The organism is Chitinimonas lacunae (genome assembly GCF_042650885.1).
Classification (GTDB): domain Bacteria; phylum Pseudomonadota; class Gammaproteobacteria; order Burkholderiales; family Chitinimonadaceae; genus Chitinimonas_A; species Chitinimonas_A lacunae.
The window spans coordinates 4365448-4384117 of sequence record NZ_JBHSBU010000001.1 but is presented as its reverse complement, the minus strand read 5'-3'; the positions used below and the strand labels follow the sequence as shown (position 1 = coordinate 4384117).

Annotated in this window: 18 protein-coding genes; 10 read left to right on the top strand and 8 right to left on the bottom strand. The window is 63.3% G+C overall.

The genetic code is table 11. The features are described from left to right. Positions 1 to 2: 2 nt before the first annotated feature. Together ACFOW7_RS18785 and ACFOW7_RS18780 are read left to right on the top strand one after the other, a co-directional pair. Positions 3 to 2468 (top strand): heavy metal translocating P-type ATPase, encoded by a 2466-nt coding sequence (locus ACFOW7_RS18785; protein WP_378167268.1) that lies wholly within the window; start codon positions 3 to 5, stop codon positions 2466 to 2468. Positions 2469 to 2562: 94 nt separating this feature from the next. Next, positions 2563 to 3192, top strand: a complete 630-nt coding sequence (locus tag ACFOW7_RS18780) for an HAD hydrolase-like protein (protein WP_378167266.1) — start codon at positions 2563 to 2565, stop codon at positions 3190 to 3192. A gap of 336 nt (positions 3193 to 3528) precedes the next feature. Here the strand turns inward: ACFOW7_RS18780 and ACFOW7_RS18775 are convergent, their stop codons facing one another. The 5 genes from ACFOW7_RS18775 to ACFOW7_RS18755 are packed head-to-tail and all read right to left on the bottom strand — an operon-like array spanning position 3529 to position 7404. Next, positions 3529 to 3816, bottom strand: coding sequence for a copper-binding protein (locus ACFOW7_RS18775; RefSeq protein ID WP_378167264.1), 288 nt, complete (start codon positions 3814 to 3816; stop codon positions 3529 to 3531). 21 nt (positions 3817 to 3837) lie between these two features. Further along, positions 3838 to 4338, bottom strand: a complete 501-nt coding sequence (locus tag ACFOW7_RS18770; RefSeq protein WP_378167262.1) for a cupredoxin domain-containing protein — start codon at positions 4336 to 4338, stop codon at positions 3838 to 3840. A gap of 24 nt (positions 4339 to 4362) precedes the next feature. Beyond that, positions 4363 to 5724, bottom strand: coding sequence for a multicopper oxidase family protein (locus ACFOW7_RS18765; RefSeq protein WP_378167260.1), 1362 nt, complete (start codon positions 5722 to 5724; stop codon positions 4363 to 4365). A gap of 19 nt (positions 5725 to 5743) precedes the next feature. Continuing rightward, positions 5744 to 7141, bottom strand: a complete 1398-nt coding sequence (locus tag ACFOW7_RS18760) for a TolC family protein (protein WP_378167258.1) — start codon at positions 7139 to 7141, stop codon at positions 5744 to 5746. Further along, positions 7138 to 7404 (bottom strand): hypothetical protein, encoded by a 267-nt coding sequence (locus ACFOW7_RS18755; RefSeq protein ID WP_378167256.1) that lies wholly within the window; start codon positions 7402 to 7404, stop codon positions 7138 to 7140. The genes ACFOW7_RS18760 and ACFOW7_RS18755 overlap by 4 nt, the downstream gene beginning before the upstream one ends. 136 nt (positions 7405 to 7540) lie before the next feature. Between ACFOW7_RS18755 and ACFOW7_RS18750 the strand changes: the two genes are divergently transcribed. The 4 genes from ACFOW7_RS18750 to ACFOW7_RS18735 all read left to right on the top strand — a co-directional run bounded on the left by ACFOW7_RS18750 (position 7541) and on the right by ACFOW7_RS18735 (position 11434). Continuing rightward, positions 7541 to 8212 (top strand): heavy metal response regulator transcription factor, encoded by a 672-nt coding sequence (locus ACFOW7_RS18750; RefSeq protein WP_378167254.1) that lies wholly within the window; start codon positions 7541 to 7543, stop codon positions 8210 to 8212. After that, on the top strand, positions 8209 to 9609 hold the full coding sequence (locus ACFOW7_RS18745; protein WP_378167252.1) for a heavy metal sensor histidine kinase: 1401 nt from the start codon (positions 8209 to 8211) through the stop codon (positions 9607 to 9609). The genes ACFOW7_RS18750 and ACFOW7_RS18745 overlap by 4 nt, the downstream gene beginning before the upstream one ends. 225 nt (positions 9610 to 9834) lie before the next feature. Continuing rightward, the gene (locus ACFOW7_RS18740; protein ID WP_378167250.1) at positions 9835 to 10260 is read left to right on the top strand and encodes a DUF411 domain-containing protein; all 426 of its coding nucleotides are present in this window, start codon (positions 9835 to 9837) and stop codon (positions 10258 to 10260) included. A 382-nt stretch (positions 10261 to 10642) separates the two neighbouring features. Then, on the top strand, positions 10643 to 11434 hold the full coding sequence (locus tag ACFOW7_RS18735) for a 3-hydroxybutyrate dehydrogenase (protein ID WP_378167247.1): 792 nt from the start codon (positions 10643 to 10645) through the stop codon (positions 11432 to 11434). Positions 11435 to 11565: 131 nt separating this feature from the next. On the opposite strand, the gene ACFOW7_RS18730 is transcribed toward ACFOW7_RS18735, so the two are convergent. From ACFOW7_RS18730 to ACFOW7_RS18720, 3 genes are read right to left on the bottom strand one after another with little or no spacing between them, the layout of a single operon-like run. Continuing rightward, complete coding sequence (locus ACFOW7_RS18730; protein ID WP_378167243.1) at positions 11566 to 12945, bottom strand: TRAP transporter large permease; 1380 nt, start codon at positions 12943 to 12945, stop codon at positions 11566 to 11568. After that, positions 12942 to 13505 (bottom strand): TRAP transporter small permease, encoded by a 564-nt coding sequence (locus tag ACFOW7_RS18725; protein ID WP_378167241.1) that lies wholly within the window; start codon positions 13503 to 13505, stop codon positions 12942 to 12944. Before ACFOW7_RS18725 ends, ACFOW7_RS18730 begins: the two co-directional genes overlap by 4 nt. A 47-nt stretch (positions 13506 to 13552) precedes the next feature. Next, the gene (locus ACFOW7_RS18720; protein ID WP_378167239.1) at positions 13553 to 14554 is read right to left on the bottom strand and encodes a TRAP transporter substrate-binding protein; all 1002 of its coding nucleotides are present in this window, start codon (positions 14552 to 14554) and stop codon (positions 13553 to 13555) included. Between the two features lie 129 nt (positions 14555 to 14683). Here ACFOW7_RS18720 and ACFOW7_RS18715 point away from each other — a divergent pair, with 129 nt between their 5' ends. From ACFOW7_RS18715 to ACFOW7_RS18700, 4 genes are all read left to right on the top strand, one after another. Continuing rightward, positions 14684 to 16576: a PAS domain-containing sensor histidine kinase gene (locus ACFOW7_RS18715; RefSeq protein WP_378167237.1), complete on the top strand. Its 1893-nt coding sequence runs from the start codon at positions 14684 to 14686 to the stop codon at positions 16574 to 16576. After that, positions 16573 to 17187 (top strand): response regulator transcription factor, encoded by a 615-nt coding sequence (locus ACFOW7_RS18710; protein WP_378167235.1) that lies wholly within the window; start codon positions 16573 to 16575, stop codon positions 17185 to 17187. The genes ACFOW7_RS18715 and ACFOW7_RS18710 overlap by 4 nt, the downstream gene beginning before the upstream one ends. A gap of 394 nt (positions 17188 to 17581) precedes the next feature. Beyond that, the gene (locus ACFOW7_RS18705; protein ID WP_378167231.1) at positions 17582 to 18058 is read left to right on the top strand and encodes a hypothetical protein; all 477 of its coding nucleotides are present in this window, start codon (positions 17582 to 17584) and stop codon (positions 18056 to 18058) included. Then, entirely contained in the window at positions 18055 to 18441 is a 387-nt protein-coding gene (locus tag ACFOW7_RS18700; RefSeq protein ID WP_378167229.1) for a hypothetical protein, read from the top strand. The genes ACFOW7_RS18705 and ACFOW7_RS18700 overlap by 4 nt, the downstream gene beginning before the upstream one ends. The last annotated feature ends 229 nt before the right edge of the window (positions 18442 to 18670 follow it).

Here is an 18670-nt window from a genome sequence, read left to right as displayed (position 1 = left end):
CTATGAACGCCAACTGCTTCCACTGCGGCCTGCCTGTCGCCGAGGCCGATCTTGCCCCCGTCCGTTATCCGATCCGTTACCGCAATGTCGAACATGCTGCCTGCTGCACCGGCTGTCAGGCGGTGGCCGATACGATCATCCATAGCGGCCTCGACAGCTATTACGACCAGCGCGACCGCCCGGCCGACCGGGCCGAGCCCCTGCCAAGCGAGCTGGCCGAACAGCTCAAACTCTACGACCTGCCCGAAGTGCAGCAGAGCTTTGTGCGCAGCGGCGAAGGATCGATCCGGGAAGCGGCGCTGCTGCTCGAAGGGATCAGTTGCAGCGCCTGTATCTGGCTCAATGAACGGCATCTGCAACGGCTGCCCGGAGTGATCGAGGCCAGCGTCAACTACACCACGCGGCGTGCCCGGGTGATCTGGGATGACTCGCGCATCCATCTGTCCGACCTGCTTGAAGCCGTCGCCGCAATCGGCTATCGCGCCCACCCCTATGACCCGGGCCGCCAGCAGGCACTCCACGAAAAGGAACGTAAACAGGCGCTCAACCGCCTGTGGATCGCCGGCCTGTCGATGATGCAGGTGATGATGTATGCCGTACCGGTCTATATGGCCGATCCGGGCACCGTCACCGCCGAGATGGAACGGCTGATGCAATACGCCAGCCTGGTGCTGACGCTGCCGGTGCTGCTCTATTCCTGTCTGCCGTTCTATCGTGGTGTCTGGCGCGACTTGCAGCGAGGCCGGGTCGGGATGGACCTGCCGGTCACGCTGGGCGTCGTCACCGCCTTCGCCGGTTCAGTCCACGCGACCTGGGTCGGCCACGGCGAGGTCTATTACGACTCGGTGTCGATGTTCGTCTTTCTGCTGTTGGGCGGCCGCTATCTCGAAGCGGCGGCGCGACGCAAAACCGGGGCGGCGGCCGAGAGTCTGGTCAAGCTGATTCCGGCTTTCGCCCACCATCTGCCGGCTTATCCGGCCGGGCGCGAACCCCATGCGGTGGCCGTGGCGCGGCTGGCGGTCGGCGACACGGTGCTGGTCAAACCCGGCGAGAGCTATCCGGCCGATGGCCGGGTGCTCGAAGGCGCGGGCCATGCCAATGAGTCGCTGCTGACCGGGGAATCGCGCCCCATCTCCAAACAGCCCGGCGACCCGGTGGTCGGTGGTGCCATCAACGTCGACGCGCCCCTGGTGGTGCGGATCGAGCGGATCGGCGAATCGACCCAACTGGCCGGCATCGTGCGCCTGCTCGACAAGGCGCTGGCCGACAAGCCCCGGCTGGCCCAATTGGCCGATCAGGTGGCGGGCTGGTTTGTCGCGGCCCTGCTGCTGACGGCTGCGGCCGCCTGGTGGTACTGGCAGGGACGCGACCCGGCGCATGCACTGCCGATTACCGTGGCGGTACTGGTGATTTCCTGCCCCTGCGCTCTGTCGCTGGCGACGCCGGCTGCACTGGCAACCGCGACCGGCCGGCTCGCCCGCGCCGGTCTCCTGATCACCCGCGGCCGGGCGCTCGAAACGCTGGCCCGGGCCGATACCGTAATCTTCGACAAGACCGGCACGCTGACGCTGGGCCGGCCTGTGCTGGTCGATACCCTCCCCCTGGCGCTCGATGCCCACCATGCCCATCGCCTTGCCGCCGCACTCGAAACGGCGTCCGAACATCCCCTCGCCCAAGCCCTGCGCGACGGGGTCGACAACGCGCCTGCCGCACAGAATTTCAGCAACTACCCAGGCGGCGGCGTCGAGGCCGAGGTGGCAGGCGTGCGCTGTCGGATCGGTCATCCGGCCTTTGTGGCGACGTTCTGCCAGGAACCTGCGCCCGCCACCCTGACCGGCTGGCGCAACGGCCACACCGTGGTGGCACTCGCTGACGGCTCACGCTGGCTCGCCGCCTTTGCCCTGGGCGACGCGATCCGCCCCGAGGCAGCCGCTACCGTCGCGGCACTACGGGCCGCCGGCTGCGAGGTCCATATCCTGAGCGGCGACGCTCCGTCGGCCTGTCAGGCCGTGGCGACCACACTTGGCATCGAGCAGGTCCGCGCCCAGGCGACGCCTGCTGACAAGCTGGCCTATGTGCAGGCGCTGCAAGCCCAGGGACGGCGTGTTGCAATGGTCGGCGATGGCGTCAACGATGCCCCCGTCCTGGCAGCGGCCGATGTATCCATCGCGGTGGGCGGCGGCGCCGAAGCGGCGCAGTCGGCCGGTGATGCCGTGCTGGTCGGTTCGCTGACAGCAGTCGCCGAAGGACTGATCACCGCGCGGCGCAGCCAAGGGGTGGTGGTGCAGAACCTAATCTGGGCACTAGGCTATAACCTGATCGCTCTGCCGTTTGCCTGGCTTGGCCTGGTGACGCCCTGGCTTGCCAGCCTGGGCATGGCGCTCAGCTCGCTTCTGGTCGTCGGCAACGCACTGCGGCTGGCCGGAGGAAAGCCGGTCATCGCCACAAATGACACGGGACAAAAGTAAAATTTCAGGAAAAACGTCTGCAAGACTGGCAGACGAATAGAAACGAAAATAGTCTTTTTCGACGCAAGCTTATTCAACTTCAGCTCAAGACCCCATGTCCTATCAACTGGCGATTTTCGATTTCGACGGCACCTTGGCCGATTCGATGGCGGTATTTGTCGAAGTCTTTAACGAGCTGGCCCAGGTCTATCGCTACCGGCCGGTCGTGGCGGAGGAGATTCCCGAGCTGCGCCGCCACGGTGCGCGCGAATTGATCAAGCACTTCGGGATTTCACGCTGGCGCGTCCCCCTGCTGGCCTACCGCTTTCGCGCCGAGATGAAACGGCGCCTCAACGCCATCGCCCTGTTCGACGGCATCGCCGAATTATTGCGTGAGCTGTCGGCGCGCGGCGTGCGCCTTGCGATCGTCAGCGCCAACCGGCACGACACCATCCGGCAAGTGCTCGGACCCGATATCGCCAGCCTGATCAGCCATTTCGAATGCGGCACGTCGATCTTCAGCAAGACCGCTAAGTTGCGCACCACCCTCAAGGTCTGCCGTGCCGAAGCAGCCGGGGCGATCTATATCGGCGACCAGATCACCGACCTCGAAAGCGCCCGTCGCGCCCGGATCGCCTGCGGCGCGGTGGCCTGGGGCTACGGCGAACTCGAATCGCTCAAGGCCTGTGCCCCGGATATGGTGTTCGATCGGGTGGATGAGCTGCTGCGGCTGGCGCCGGCTTGAACCCGGGCGTTGGCATCGTTGCGGCTTTGACGACCAAGCATCCGACTTTCTTTCCCCGGGCCTGTAGAAGGCCGAACCATGATTCCGGCCTCCACCCATGCTCCACGGACACCAGGTGTCCCAGACAGCGGCAGATCACGCCACTTTGCTGCTACAGCATGTCCGTTTCAATCGGCGTCGCCACTGAGTCTGACTGAGGATTGTGGGCCGGCGCGGACACGCAGACTCCGAATCAGCGGGAAATGCGCCAACAGCCGCCGGCGCATCCGCCGTTGTTGAGGCGGCTCTCAATCAGTGTCCGGACCGGTTTCTGCACCCCAATCAATCACAAACCAATCAGGGCTGCGGCTCGATTGCCGTGACGGTATAGCCCTGTTCCAGCTTTTCGGCCTGGAAGCGGATCTTGTCGCCGGCTTTGAGCGTCCCGAGCAGTGCCGGGTCTTTGACGCGGAAGACCATGGTCATCGGCGGCATGCCCAAGTTGGCGATCTCGCCGTGGCGGATGGTGATCTTGTTCTGCTCGCGATCGACCTTGCGGACTTCGCCTTCGCTTTGCGGCGCGGGGTTGGCGAGGGCGGCGACCGCCAGGGTCAACAGTGCAGTACGAAAAATGGATTTCAGCATCGGTAATCTCCGCTATCGGGATCAGGAGCGACTGGGCATCACGCTGATGCGGCCGACCATGCCGGCCTCGAAATGGCCGGGAATCAGGCAGCCGAACAGGAATTCGCCCGGGCGGTTGAACTCCCACACGATTTCCTGGCGTTGGCTCGGGGCCACATGGGCCATATGCGGCGCCTCGTGCTCCATATTGGGGAACTTGCGCATCACCTCGGCATGGGCCTTGAGTTCGGCCTCCGAACCCAGCACCAGCTCGTGCATGATGCGGCCGCTATTGATGATCACCAGCCGGATGGTTTCGCCCTGGCGGACGGTGATCCGGTCGGGCTGGTAGCGCATCTGGTCGGACATGGTGACTTCGATGGTCCGGCTGACTTTGGCCCGATCGCCTTCCCGGCCGAACAGTTCCTGCTCGGCCGCTTGTGGATGGTGGGGCTTGGACGGCTTGTCCGCCGTGCTGCCGTGCGGCCAGACGGGCGCGGCCAGCAAGGCTGCCAGCAGGGAAAGGTAACAGGGGAATTTCATGGGAACAGCTCCAGCTGCGGCCAATCAGTGATGGCCCTTGGGTTTGACCACCTTGAGGGTCTGTGCATCGGCTTCAGGGGCCTTGGCGCGTACCGGCGGTGCCAGCTCGCCGGTCCATTCATAGGCCACCGAACCCTTGGGATAGCGGTAATGGCCCGGATCGCGATAGTCGCCCGGCCGGATGTCGTCGCGGACCTTGAAGACGGTAAACATCCCGCCCATCTCGATCGGGCCGAACTGGCCCTGGCCCGTCATCATCGGCAGGGTGTTGTCGGGCAGCGGCATTTCCATCTCGCCCATATCGGCCATGCCGCGCTCGCCCATCACCATATAGTCGGGCACCAGCTTATTGATTTTCTCGACCAGGCCGCGATGGTCGACCCCGATCATGGTCGGCACCGAATGGCCCATGGCGTTCATGGTGTGGTGCGATTTATGGCAGTGGAAAGCCCAATCGCCCGGCCGCGCCGCCACAAACTCGATGGCGCGCATCTGGCCCACCGCCACATCGGTGGTCACTTCGGGCCAGCGCGCCGACTTGGGCACCCAGCCGCCATCGGTGCAGGTCACTTCAAAATCGACCCCATGCAGATGGATGGGATGGTTGGTCATGGTCAGATTGCCGATACGGATCCGCACCCGATCGTTGGTACGGGCCACCAGCGGATCGATGCCGGGGAAGACGCGGCTGTTCCAGGTCCAGAGATTGAAATCGAGCATGGTATTGACGCGCGGCGTATAGCTGCCCGGCTCGATATCGTAGGCACTGAGCAGAAACACGAAATCGCGGTCCACCCGCATAAAGTCGGGGTTCTTCGGGTGCACCACCAGAAAACCCATCATGCCCATGGCCATCTGGGTCATCTCGTCGGCATGCGGGTGATACATAAACGTGCCCGACTTGATCATGTCGAACTCGTAGACAAAGGTCTTGCCCGGCTTGATCTGCGGCTGGTTGAGCCCGCCCACCCCATCCATGCCATTGGGCAGCAGCACGCCGTGCCAATGGATGGTGGTGTGTTCGGGCAGACGGTTGGTGACGAAGATCCGCACCCGGTCGCCCTCGACGCATTCGATGGTCGGGCCGGGACTCTGGCCGTTGTAGCCCCACAGATGGGCTTTCATTCCCGGCGCCAGTTCACGCACCACCGGCTCGGCCACGAGGTGGAATTCCTTGACCCCGTTCTTCATCCGCCAGGGCAGCGTCCAGCCATTCAAGGTCACCACCGGCTGATAAGGTCGGCCGTCGCGTGGCGACAGGGGCGGTTGGGTCGCTGCGCTGGTCTGGATCGGCGCCTCGGGCAGGCCGGCGGCGCCCAGCCGCGATACGGTGCTTGCACCGACCAGACCGGCGGCGGCCTGGAGAAATCGTCTACGGTTGCTCATGGCTTGTCTCGGATAAGGATCAATGTCCGGCAGGCGCACCCGCCTGGTTGCCGGCAGCGCGGCGCGGCCCGCTACCGGTCTCGCCACCGCCTGCGCTGGCAGCGAGCGCCAGATCGGCATCGGCCACCCAGAAGGCGCGCAGGGCGTCCAGATAGGCGTCGACCGCCACCACCTGCTGCCGCGCCTCGGCCAGCAGCTCGAACACCCCGATCAGCATGCCGTTGTAGCGCAGCAGACTTTCATCGGCGATGGTCCGGCGCAGCGGCACGATCTCGTCGCGGTAGTGGCGGGCCAGGTCGTAGGCAGTGCGATAGCCCAGATAACGGGCGCGCAGTTCCGACTCGGCATTCAGGCCGATCTCGGCTGCCCGGTTGAACGCCGCTCGGTAGCTCGCTTCATTGCGCGCCAGTCTGGCATCGCCCCAGTCGAACAAGGGCAGTTGGAATTCCAGCTCATAACCACGGGCCCGATGGCCTTCATTGCTGGAATTGTGCAGATAGGAAGTCTCCAGCGCGTTGACCCAGCGGGTGGCGCGGCCCAGGCCCAATGAACGGGCCAGGCCTTCGACCTCGTGGCGGGCACGTTGCAGATCGAGCCGTTGCTGCGCGGCAACCTGGGCCGTCTGCTCGAAGGCGCGTGGCGTGGCCGGCAGATCGGGCAGGCGTTCCGGCAGCGTCAACTTCGTCACCTCGCTCCCGCCCAACCCAAGCAGCCGGATCAACCGTTCGCGCGCTTCCACCGCCTCCTGCCGCGCCCGGGCCAGCTCGGCGGTGGTCTCGGCGTAATAGGCCTGTTCGCGCGCCTGGTCGAGCCGGCTGAAATTACCGACATCGGCCATCCGTCTGGCCAGCGTCGCGCCGGCTTCGGCCGCCTCGTTCACATCGGCCCGATAACGGGCGCTCTGCGCTGCCGCCACGGCATTGACCCAGGCTTTACGGGTCTCAAGCGCCAGCCGGGCGATATCGGCGGCGACGCGCAGCTTTTCCTGTTCCAGCCGCTGCGTTTCGATCCGCATCCGCCACGGGATGAACAGCACGCCCAGCAGATCGAGCTTGAACGCCCGTTCGTACTCGACCTCGCCTTCGCTGCGCAGCTTGGCAAAGCTGAGGGTGGGATTCTCGATCCGTCCGGCCTGGGCCAACTCGGCCTCGGCAACGCCCAATTCGGCAAGCCCTGCCTGGGCCGAACGGTTGTTGAGCATGGCAAGCCGGATGGCCTCATCCATCCCGAGCGGCTTGGCGAGCAGCGCCTCGACCGCCTGGGCGCGCTCGGTTTCGCCACTTGCGTCGGTGACGGCTTTGAGCGCAGCTGCATCGGGGCCTGCCAGCTTGCGTACTTCGTCGATGCTGCGCTCGGCAGAGACGCTGGCACAGCCGGTCAGCACCAGCCCCAGCAATGCCGCCACAGCCCGGCTCATGGTCGGCTCCCAGGGTGATGGCCCTTATGGTCCGGCTGAGCCGACTGCCTGGCCGGCTGCTCGCCAGCCGCATGCTTCAGGTGGCCGGCATGACCGCCCAAGCGGCCCATTTCGTCGTTGGCAGTGCGCCAGGCCGGCGGGGTCGGTTCGGCCGGCCAGCGCAGATAACTATCGAAAGTCGAGCGGTAGACCGCCGGTTCGGCCGCTACGGTAAAAGTGGTCAGTAGCAAGGCCAACACGCTGGCGCGGCAAAGGGGGGACATCGGGCGGCTCCTCCTGGAATGTCGTGTCACTTTAGCGGGCAGCACCGGTCATCGAGCTGATGAAGCGATTACAAATTTGTAATGTTGGCGCCGCTTCAAGCTGACCGGTTTAGCATGTGGCCCGGAGGAGAACCCAATGCGCTTGTTACTGGCAGAAGACGAAGCCCATGCGGGCGAATATCTGGTGAAGGGCCTGAGCGAGAACGGCCTGATGGTGGACTGGGTCAGAACCGGCCCCGATGCGCTGCATCAGGTCGATTGCGTCGATTACGACCTGCTGATCCTCGATGTGGGCTTACCGGAAATCGATGGCTGGGAGCTGATCAAGCGTATCCGACGCAACCATGCGATGCCGGTGCTGTTCCTGACCGCGCGTGACCGGATCGAGGATCGGGTGCGTGGGCTGGAACTGGGGGCGGACGACTATCTGGTCAAGCCATTTGCCTTTTCCGAACTGCTGGCCCGGGTGCGGGTGCTGCTGCGGCGCGGCAAGCAACAGGAAAGCGATGTGCTGACGCTGGCCGATCTGGAGGTCCACCTGTTGCGGCGCCGGGTCGAGCGGGCCGGGCGGCGGATCGATCTGACCGCCAAGGAATACGCCCTGCTGCTGCTGTTCATGCGGCGCCAGGGCGAAGTGCTGTCGCGTACCGTGATCGCCGAGCAGGTATGGGACATCAATTTCGACAGCGATACCAATGTGGTCGAAGTGGCGATCCGCCGGCTGCGTGCCAAGGTCGATGAGCCGTTTGCCAAGCCGCTGATCCATACGGTGCGCGGCTTTGGCTATGTGATGGAAGAACGCGAGTGAAGCCGCGCTCAGCCCGCTCCAGCCTTGCCCTGCGGCTGGTGCTGTCGTTCTGGGCCGGATCGGCGCTGATCATGGCAGGCGTGGGCTACACGCTCTACCACGCGCTAGGCATGCAGCTCGACGGACAGAATCTGGCCGAGATCAACGGCAAGACCGAAGTCGTCCGCCATCAATTGGCCGGGGTCGCCGTTCCACAACGATTGATCGACCATATCGGCCAATTCCGCGAAATTACCGTGGGCCATCCGCATCTGAGCATCGGTGTGCGCAGCGGCCCGGTCTGGCTGCTGCGGCCCTTGCCGGAACTGGCCCAGGCCATCCGTTCCCGCCCGCCGCTGCCGGCGCTGCAAATCGTGCCCTTGCAAGGCCGCGAGGCGCGCTGGTGGGTACGGCGGATTCCCCACACCTGGCACGGCCCGGTCGCGGCCGAGATCGACGTCTATGTCGCCGTCGACGTCACCGATTCGCAACGCATCCTGCACAACCATCGGCTGATTGCCGTGCTGGTCGGTCTGCTCGGCACGCTATTGAGCGGCCTGCGGGCCTATTTCGTGGCATGGCGCGGGCTGGCGCCCTTGCAGGAACTGGCCACCAAGGCCGAGCGGCTGACCGCCGACCGGCTGGGCGCGCCGCTCGATGTCGAACATGCGCCTGGTGAAGTGCGCGGGCTGGTCGAGAGCCTCAACCGCATGCTGGCCCGGCTTCACGACAGCTTTCGCAGCCTTGAGCAGTTCTCGGCCGATATCGCCCATGAGCTGCGCACCCCGCTCAACAATCTGCTGCTGCAAACCCAGGTGACCCTGAGCCGGCCACGCGAGGTCGAGGTCTACCGCGAAGCCTTGCTGTCGAATATGGAAGAGCTGGAGCGGATGCAGCGCATGGTGTCCGATATGCTGTTCCTGGCCCGTGCCGATCGCGGCATGTTGACACTCGATCAGCAGCCGGTCGATCTGCGCGCCGAGAGCGACAGCGTGGTGGAATTCTTCGAGCTGGGCGCTTCGGAAAAGGCGCAGACCCTGACGGTCGCCGGCCAGCTTGCCGTGCCGGGCGACCGGCTGATGCTGCGCCGTGCGCTGACCAATCTGCTGTCCAATGCCGTGCGCTATGCCCCGGCCGGCGCGGAAATCGAAGTCCGGCTTGGCCACGACAGCCAGGGCCCCTTTCTGTCGGTCAGCAACCCGGGCGCGGCGATCCGGGCGGAGGAGCTGCACCAGCTATTCGCCCGTTTCACCCGCGGCGACAACGCCCGCAGCCGCGATACCGACGGCGTCGGTCTCGGCCTGGCACTGGTCGATTCGATCATGCGGCTGCACCAGGGCACGGTCGAAGTGGAGAGCGACGGCGACCGCATTACCTTCCGGCTGCGTTTTGCCGCCACGGTCAGGACAGACCAGTGACCGCGCTCCCTACCCGGCTGCGGGGGCCATGGCGCTTCATTGGCTCCGAGCCGGACAGACGAACCTCGGACGCCCTGAAAAAGCCCGATTTCCGCCTCCTCTCCCCATCTCCCCTGTACCTTGGCCCCACCACCGGCCAACATGACAGAAATGTAATCAGCCGGTCAGCTTCATGACGGCAGGACTTGCCTATGCTGGGCTGGATCGTTTCTGTGGAGCCACACCATGTCCAGACTGTCGCTGATCGCCTTGGCCTTGCTGGCCACAGCCACCCAGGCCGCCCCCCGGGAAGGCACGCTCTACAAGAGTCCCACCTGTGGCTGCTGTGCAGCCCATGCTGTTCATCTGCGCGAACAGGGCTGGGTGATCCGGGAAGTGGCGACGCAGGAATTGGCAGAGATCAAGCAGCGTTACGGCACGGCCGTAGCGCCGTCCTGCCATACCTTGCTGATGGCCGGCTATGCCATCGAAGGCCATGTGCCGGCAGCGGCCATCGAGCGCCTGCTGCGGGAAAAACCAGCTTCGGTGCGAGCCTTGAGTGTGCCCGGCATGCCGGCTCATAGTCCCGGGATGGGCGCCTATACGCCGGGCAGCGTGGCCGTACTGGCCATCGATCACCAGGGCAAGACCCGGCCCTGGGGAAAATTCTGAATTCTGTCAGCTGTTTCCAGCCAAAAAACCACACTATCCGAACGAATGAATGCCTGATTACTCGGCTTCAACTAAAGATAAGCGCCATCAAGACACAATAAACCACAGACATTGTCAGGTTTTTGCTTGAAAAAGACCGACGTATTGATGGCCTATCTTTTCCTGCCCACCGGCTGCCAAGCCACCTCCCACCTTTTTACTGACCGCTGGTCGCCAGCTCGCTTATCCGTCCCCGGCTTTTATCTATAAACTGCCTAGCGGCGGCTTTCCTGCGGGATTGGTATACATATGAAAAGAAAACGCCACTGCCTGACGGCGCGCCCCGCGGGTGTCTCTGCCCGTCGAGTTCCCTTCAATAACAATCCCAAGGAGTGAACACCCCATGTCCCGTTACAACTTGGAAGGCAAAGTGGCCCTGGTGACCGGTGCCGCCAGCGGCATCGGCGAGGGCTGTGCCCGCTGGCTGGCGCAGGCCGGTGCGGCCGTCGGCATCGCCGACCTCAACCTCGCCGGCGCCCAACAAGTCGCCGCCTCGATCGCCGCCGAGGGCGGACGCGCACTGGGCGTCGCCATGGACGTGGCCAACGAGGACGCCGTCAACGCCGGCATCCAGCACACCGTCGATGTGTTCGGCAGCATCGATATCCTGGTGTCCAACGCCGGCATCCAGATCGTCCACCCGATCGAGGAATTCACCTTCAACGAATGGCGGCGCGTCCAGTCGATCCACCTCGACGGTGCCTTCCTGACCACTCAGGCCGCCATCCGCCATATGTACAGCAGCGGTCGCGGCGGCGCCATCATCTATACCGGCTCGGTCCACTCCCACCTGGCCTCCAAACTCAAATCCGCCTATGTCGCCGCCAAACACGGCCTGTTGGGACTGGCCCGCACGGTTGCCAAGGAAGGCGCCCAGCGCGGCGTACGCGCCTATGTGGTCTGCCCGGGCTTTGTGCGCACCCCGCTTGTCGATAAGCAGATTCCGGAACAGGCCAAGACGCTTGGGCTGAGCGAAGAGGAAGTCATCCGCCAGGTGATGCTCAAAGATACCGTCGACGGCCAGTTCACCACCATCGACGAAGTGGCCGAGGTCGTTACCTTCCTGGCGAGCTTTCCAGGCAATGCCCTGACCGGCCAGTCGTTTGTGGTCAGCCATGGCTGGTTTATGCAGTAGGCGGACGAACGGATAAAAATAAAAAATTCCGCAAAATCCTCGCAAGATCTATTGCTGAACAAAAACCAAAAAACAAAAAAGTGCATGGTGGCTTAAGCCACCATGCACCTTGACCAGACCGGTCGTCCCGCTTACAGCATGCCAAGCGTCCGTGGCAGCCACAGCGAGATCTGCGGCACATAGGTCACCAGCACCAGGAACACCACCATGGTCAGCAACCATGGCCAGACCGCAATGGTCAGCTCGGTGATCCCCATCTTGGTCACGCCACTCGCCACATAGAGGTTCAAGCCCACCGGCGGGTGGCACATGCCGATTTCCATATTGACCGTCATCACGATGCCGAAATGGACCGGATCGATCCCGAGCTTCATCGCCACCGGGAACAGGATGGGCGCCATGATCAGCACGATGCTCGACGGCTCCATCACATTGCCCGCCAGCAGCAGCAAGGCATTGACCGCCAGCAGGAAGGCAATCGGCCCCAGACCCATCGACAGCAGCCAGTCCGCCATCTCCTGCGGAATATTCTCGTGGGTCATCAGGAACGAGAACAGCACCGCATTGGTGATGATATACAGCAGCATGGCGCTCATGCTGGCCGAGTCGAGCAGCACCTTGGGCAGCCGCTTGAGCGGCAGGTCGCGGTAGACGAACACCGCCACCACAAAGGCATAGACCGCACTCATCGCCGCCGCTTCGGTCGGGGTGAAGAGGCCTTTGTAGATCCCGCCCATCACCACCACGATCAGCAGCAAGCCCCAGAACGACTCGCGCAGCGCCTTGAAACGCTCGCCCCAGCTGGCGCGGGGCATACGCGGATAGTTGTTCTTGCGGGCACGCCACCAGGTGGTGACGCCCAGCAAGGTGGCCAGCATCAGGCCCGGAATCACCCCGGCCATAAACAGCGCCCCCACCGAGGTATTGGTCGCCACCGAGTACATCACCATCACGATGCTGGGCGGAATCAGAATGCCCAGTGCACCCGACGTGGTGATCACCCCGGCGCCGAAACGCGGCGGGAAACCCTGTTTCACCATCGCCGGCAACATGATCGCGCCGATGGCCACCACCGTGGCGGGGCTTGACCCCGACACCGCCGCAAACAGGGCACAGGCCATCACGCCGGCCAATCCCAGCCCACCGTGCCAGTGGCCGACCATGCTGGTGGCGAAATTGATCATCCGCCGCGCCACCCCGCCGTGGGTCAGGAAATTCCCGGCCAGGATAAAGAACGGAATGGCCATGATCTCGAACTTCTCGATCCCGGTGAACAGCTTGAGTGCCACCGACTCGATCGGCACCTCGGTCATGGTGAACAGGAAGGTCAGGACAGTGAGGCCCAGCGCAATCGAGATCGGCATCCCGGTCAGCATCAGACCGACCAGCAGACAGAAGATCAGCGCCTTATTGCCGCCTGCCACGGCCGTGACGGCCAGAATGGCCAGCAGTACCAGCGGCACCTTGATCGAGATCGGCCGGGCATTGGCCGGTTGCATCAGCGAGCTCATGCGCGTGCTCCTTTTTCGAGTTCTTCGTCCAGCCCTTCGACATGACCGTGGTCATGACGCGGCAGCTCGTTACGCCGCCAGAAGCCCCAGGCCACCTGGAGGAAACGGAAGCACATCAGGAAGGAACCGCACGGCACGGCCAGATAGACCAGCCACATCGGCATTTCGAGATCGGGCGAAGTCTGCTCGGTATGGGCGATCTCCCAGACAAAGGTCGCGCCCAGCGTGCCGACGATGGCAGTGAACAGGGCGCCGGCAAACAGACCAATCAGGATGAACAGCTTGTGCCAGCGCGGCTCGAGCCGGTTGATCAGCACATCGACGCCGACGTGGATGCCGGTGCGCACCCCGTAGGCGGCACCGAACTTGGCCATCCAGACGAACATATAGATGCACAGCTCCTGCGCCCAGGCCAGGTTCTGTTGCAGCAACCAGTCCTGCACGCCGGGAATGGCCCAGCCCGAGGCATAGCGGTGCACCACCGCCACAAAGATCAGGAGGGTGGCTGCGCCCATCAGGGCCGCAATCAGCCACTCCTCGATATGGTCGAGGAATTTCATTACAGGCTCCGGCGCCGGCCCACCGACGTGGACCGGCGGTGACAGGGTCACTCGTTGGGGTTGAAACCGGTTTCCTTGTAGATGGCCTGGATCAGCTCACGGCCAATCCGGTCCTCCATCTGCCGGTGCACCGGAATCAGCGCCTTTCGCAACGCCTGCTTCTCGGCCGGAGCCAGGGTGAGGATCTGGGTCTTGCCCGATTTGCGCACGGCAGCCAGATCGGACTCGTTGGTGGTCTTGGCCAGATCGTTGCCGTACTTGGTCGCTTCCTTCATCGCCCCGTCGAGTGCGGTGCGGATATCGGGCGGCAGGCCGTCCCAGAAGCGCTTGTTGACGATCACGGCATAGCCCAGATAACCGTGGTCGCTCATGGTCAGGAATTTCTGCACCTCATGCATTTTCTGGGTGTAGAAATTGGAGGGCGGGTTTTCGGTGCCGTCCACCACGCCGGTCTGCAAGGCCTGATAGACCTCGGAGAACGCCATCTGCTGCGGCAGCGCACCCAGCGCCCGCATCTGGGCATCGAGCACCTTGGACGACTGGATACGCAGCTTGACGCCACGGAAGTCGGCCGGCGCCTTGAGCGGCTTGTTGGCGCTGAACTGCTTGAAACCGTTATCCCAGAAAGCAAGACCGGTAATGCCCTTGCTGTCGAGCTTCTTCAGCAGGCCCTGGCCGATCGGGCCTTCGGTGACTTTGTGCAGTTCCTGATAGTTGTCGAAAATATAAGGAAGATCGAACACCTCGAATTCCTTGACCCCGAGCGGACCGAACTTGGCCAGCGACGGCGCCAGCATCTGCACGGCGCCCAGTTGCAGCGCTTCGAGTTCTTCCTTGTCCTTGTAGAGCTGACTGTTCGGATAGACCTCGACCTTGACCCGGCCCTGGGTGCGTTCCTCGGCCAGTTTCTTGAAATGCAGCGCGGCACGGCCCTTGGGCGTATCGACGGCCACCACATGGCTGAATTTGATCACGATGGGACCCGCGGCAAACGCGGCGCTGGAACAGGCCAGCGCCACAGCAGCGGCAAGCAGGGTACGGCGTTTCATGGTGAGTCTCCTCGTTTGGGGAATTCTGATATTGATTGTTCGCCGCCCGGCCGCGCGCCTTCAATTGTGGGAAGGCGAATTGTGGTTAGCCACAATCGGTCGCTCCGGGCGATCCACTAGGATAGCGCCATGAATCCGTTGCCGCTTTCTTCGCTTGTTCCCCCGACCAATCGCTTCCTCTGGCTCTGGCCGCGCATCGCCCTGGCCCTGTTCGTGCTGGCCGTCGCCGGACTGCTGTGGTACTCGCAGCGCGACGCGCTCGAAGAGCAGCGCTCGGTCCTGATTACCGATGTGCTGTGGATGGAGCAGAATCTCCATTTCCAGTTCGACCAGGCGCAGGAACGCCTCCAGGCGCTCGCGCGCGCCGACCATGAAGGCAAGGTCGACGAAGCCGGTTTTCGCGACCGCGCCACCCTGCTGCTGGCGGGCAGCCCCGGCGTCACCGGGGTGCAGCTGTTTGATACGGCGCATCGGCGCCGCTTCAGCCTCGGTCCGCAACCCGAGCTGCCGCTCGATGATGCCTTGAAACTGGCGGCCGCCACCGGCCGGCCCGTCTATAGCGAGGTGTTCTGGGACGGCCAGGAAGCCATGCTGGCCCTGGTGGTGCCCGAGCAGGACGAATTCGGCGTCGGCCTGATCTCGCTGCCCAAGCTGATCGCCACCCAGGTGCCGTGGTGGTTTACCGTCAAATACCGGTTGCAACTGCTCGACCGCGATAACCGGGTACTGGCCAGCAAATCCAATATCGAAACCGGCGCCACGCCGCTGACCTATCAATTGGCGCTCGAACCACCGGGCAAGGGGCTGCTGCTCAAAGTCAGTGCCTATCCGGCCAGCACGGGCCTATTGCGCAATCTGCTGCTCGCTGCGGTGATCGGGCTGGCCGCCGTGGTGCTGTACAGCTGGTGGCGGCTGCGGCGCCATCTGCAACGGCGACTCCAGGCCGAGGCGGCACTCCAGGCTGAATACGCGTTTCGCAAGGCGATGGAGGATTCGCTCTCGGTCGGCATGCGGGCGCGCGATCTCGATGGGCGCATCGTCTATGTCAATCCGGCGCTGTGCAAAATGGTCGGCTACCCGGCCGAGGCGCTGATCGGCTGTCTGCCGCCCTACCCTTACTGGGAACCGGACAGCCCCGAGACCCTGCAACCGCATGTGGCCCCGGTCGCCGGCCAGGAGGCCCGCTTCCGCCATCATGACGGCCGGGTGGTGCATACCATGATCTATACGGCGCCCTTGATCGATGCCGAGGGGCGCCATACGGGCTGGCTCAGTTCGGTGGTTGATATCACCGAACAGAAACGGGCCGAAGCGTTTGCCCGCCAGCAGGAAGAGAAACTGCAACAGACCGCCCGACTGGTCAGCATGGGCGAGATGGCCTCGACGCTGGCGCATGAGATCAACCAGCCGCTGATGGCCATGTCGAGCTATGCCAGCGCCGCACGGCAGTTGACGGTTCAGGGCGATGTCGAGCAGGTGCGGCCGATCCTGGAGAAGATCGCCGGACAGGCACAGCGGGCAGCGCAGATCGTGCGGCGCATCCGCGAGTTCGTCCGCCGCCGCACCCCGCATCACGAGCCTTGCCAGCTCGACGAGGTGGTGGAAGATGCGATTGGCTTGGCTGACGGCGACGCCCGCAGTCGCGGCGCACGGATCGTCGCCCGGCTCGGCGCGGAGGGGCTGACGCTATCGGCCGATCGGATCTTGTTGGAACAAGTGCTGTTAAACCTGATCCGCAACGCGCTCGACGCCAGCGATAATGTCGCCAGCGAGCAGCGGGTGGTCGAGGTATCGACCATGCTGGAGGAACAGGGCGTGCGCGTCAGCGTGCGTGACCATGGCAGCGGTATCAGCCGCGACGCCGCCGAGCATCTGTTCGAGGCGTTCTACACCACCAAGCCGCTCGGGATGGGCATGGGGCTCAATATCTGCCGCTCGATCATCGAGAACCACCATGGCCGGCTCTGGTTCGAGTCGCCGCCCGAAGGCGGCACACTTTTCCACTTCACCTTACCGAAATGACCACTTCCCACCGCCCCGATACCGTTTATGTGGTCGATGACGACGCCGCCGTGCGCGATGCCCTGGCGCTGCTGTTGCAAGCCCACGGCCACCCGGTCCGCGCCTTCGCCTCGGGCGAGGCATTTCTCGCCGCGCTCGAGGCGCAAAGCAGCGGCTGCGTCATTCTCGACGTGCGCATGGACGGCCTGAGCGGACTTGATGTCTTCGACCGGCTGTGCCAGCGCGGCAGCGAACTCAGCGTGCTGTTCCTGTCTGGCCACGGCGATATTCCGATGGCCGTGCAGGCGGTCAAGCAAGGCGCTTTCGATTTCCTGGAAAAGCCCTGCCGCGAAGAGGAGCTGCTGCACAAACTCGACCAGGCGCTGGCGCAGATCGCCCAGCGCCGGCAAGTCCGCCAGGGCACGGCAGCGCTGCAAGCCCGACTGGCCCGGCTATCGCCACGCGAGCGCGAAGTGATGCAGCAGGTGCTGGCCGGCAAGCTCAATAAGCAGATCGCCGATGAATTGCAGATCACGGTGCGGACCGTCGAAGTCCACCGCGCCAATGTCTTTACCAAAATGGAAGTGCGCTCGGCAGTCGAGCTGGCGCAACTGCTCGCTGGGCTTGGCTAAATAGCCAAGCAGTAATTTTTCCCCTTCCTCTATTAACCGCTACAGTTCTTGCAGCGGTTTTTCCTATTATTTTCCATTGGCAATAGATGGGGTATTTCCCCAGCCAGGACCATGCCTGGTCGTCCAGCAGGACGGGGCCAGTGGGAAAATATCGCTTGCTTTCAGGAATAGCGCCTGGCCGCCAACTTGTTGATGAGCCATGAAAATGGCTGCCAGTCTGAAAAGGTTGAATATTCAAGAAAAATTATTTTTTAATTCGCTTTTTGGGTAAATATTCACCGATTGACACATTCTCGGACTATGGACTAGTTTCAGCGCCGTAGTTTCCCGGCTGTTCCATTCGACTTCGGTCGATTTCTCTACTTCTTATATTCCCAAACGCATCGGAGAAATCATGCCTATTACTCAAGCCACTTTGCAGGGATATGTCGACCAGACGATTGGCGATATCTGCGGTAACAACTACGCCCCCGCTGATGCCAACCATTGCGCCCATTTCGTCAGCCATGTGCTCAATCTGGCCCATGGCACGCTGTGCGGCGATATGCAATACAGCACTCGACGCACCGGCGCCTCGATCCGTTGTAACGAGCTCTACAACAGCCTCAACAGCCGCGGCCCCTGGGCCGACCGTCCCACTGCTGCCGACGGCCTGCTGATCTTCGTGCTGTCGGCTCGCAATGTGGTCGGCAATGTGATGGGCAGCGTGCCGCAGAAACACGTCGGCATCCATTTCGGCGGCAAGGTCTATCACTATTCCAATTCGCAGGACAAAGTCGTGTGCGACCCGACCGTGGAAGCCTTCCACAACAAGTTCAAGCACGCTTACGCCGGCAACGATATTTCGCTCTATTACGGAGTCGTGGCATGAACGGGCTACGCCAGGTCCTGCTGATCGGCACGCTGTTGCTGACGCCAGCCTTCGCCGTCGAGGCCGATCCGCCGGACCCCGACAAGAGCGTCGAGGCCCTGCGCCACCTGCTTGCGGCCGCCAACGAGACGGTGCCGGCCAAGTCGGGTTGCGAAGGGCTGTACGGGCAGAAAGGTCCGGCCAAGGTCAAGGATCTGCTGGCGATGCAATTGGGCTATCTGTATCGCGGTGACAATACCGTCGCTGGCCTGTGCAAGGCCGATCAGTGCGAAGTGCAGATCAAGCATTCGGCCGGCGAGAGCGTGGCCTCGGCACAGATCCGCTTCCGGCTCGGCAAGGGCAAGCTGGAGACGCGGAGCCTGCAATGCATGATTACTCCCTGATGCTGGGGAATAAAAAATCCGGGCTGCCATCAGCCCGGATTTTTTAATTGAGCCGGCTGCACCCATTTCTCTCTCCGCCGCAACAACGATCCAAGCCCCACCTGGAATCGCCGTCAATCCGCCTGCCTTAGAAAATCAAAAGCCGCTTTCAACAAGCGGCTCAATAAAAAGCTCGATGCGGCCGGCAGCTTATATTTTCCATTGTCCCTGCTGGAAAATCATGCCGGGT

Bases quoted from the DNA above. Each gene is read 5' to 3' on its own strand.
- ACFOW7_RS18785 (WP_378167268.1), top strand. From the start codon at position 3: ATGAACGCCAACTGCTTCCACTGCGGCCTGCCTGTCGCCGAGGCCGAT.
- ACFOW7_RS18730 (WP_378167243.1), bottom strand. From the start codon at position 12,945: ATGAGCTCGCTGATGCAACCGGCCAATGCCCGGCCGATCTCGATCAAG.
- ACFOW7_RS18715 (WP_378167237.1), top strand. From the start codon at position 14,684: ATGAATCCGTTGCCGCTTTCTTCGCTTGTTCCCCCGACCAATCGCTTC.
- ACFOW7_RS18755 (WP_378167256.1), bottom strand. From the start codon at position 7,404: ATGTCCCCCCTTTGCCGCGCCAGCGTGTTGGCCTTGCTACTGACCACT.
- ACFOW7_RS18705 (WP_378167231.1), top strand. From the start codon at position 17,582: ATGCCTATTACTCAAGCCACTTTGCAGGGATATGTCGACCAGACGATT.
- ACFOW7_RS18770 (WP_378167262.1), bottom strand. From the start codon at position 4,338: ATGAAATTCCCCTGTTACCTTTCCCTGCTGGCAGCCTTGCTGGCCGCG.
- ACFOW7_RS18720 (WP_378167239.1), bottom strand. From the start codon at position 14,554: ATGAAACGCCGTACCCTGCTTGCCGCTGCTGTGGCGCTGGCCTGTTCC.
- ACFOW7_RS18775 (WP_378167264.1), bottom strand. From the start codon at position 3,816: ATGCTGAAATCCATTTTTCGTACTGCACTGTTGACCCTGGCGGTCGCC.
- ACFOW7_RS18735 (WP_378167247.1), top strand. From the start codon at position 10,643: ATGTCCCGTTACAACTTGGAAGGCAAAGTGGCCCTGGTGACCGGTGCC.
- ACFOW7_RS18765 (WP_378167260.1), bottom strand. From the start codon at position 5,724: ATGAGCAACCGTAGACGATTTCTCCAGGCCGCCGCCGGTCTGGTCGGT.
- ACFOW7_RS18780 (WP_378167266.1), top strand. From the start codon at position 2,563: ATGTCCTATCAACTGGCGATTTTCGATTTCGACGGCACCTTGGCCGAT.
- ACFOW7_RS18760 (WP_378167258.1), bottom strand. From the start codon at position 7,141: ATGAGCCGGGCTGTGGCGGCATTGCTGGGGCTGGTGCTGACCGGCTGT.
- ACFOW7_RS18700 (WP_378167229.1), top strand. From the start codon at position 18,055: ATGAACGGGCTACGCCAGGTCCTGCTGATCGGCACGCTGTTGCTGACG.
- ACFOW7_RS18750 (WP_378167254.1), top strand. From the start codon at position 7,541: ATGCGCTTGTTACTGGCAGAAGACGAAGCCCATGCGGGCGAATATCTG.
- ACFOW7_RS18740 (WP_378167250.1), top strand. From the start codon at position 9,835: ATGTCCAGACTGTCGCTGATCGCCTTGGCCTTGCTGGCCACAGCCACC.
- ACFOW7_RS18725 (WP_378167241.1), bottom strand. From the start codon at position 13,505: ATGAAATTCCTCGACCATATCGAGGAGTGGCTGATTGCGGCCCTGATG.
- ACFOW7_RS18710 (WP_378167235.1), top strand. From the start codon at position 16,573: ATGACCACTTCCCACCGCCCCGATACCGTTTATGTGGTCGATGACGAC.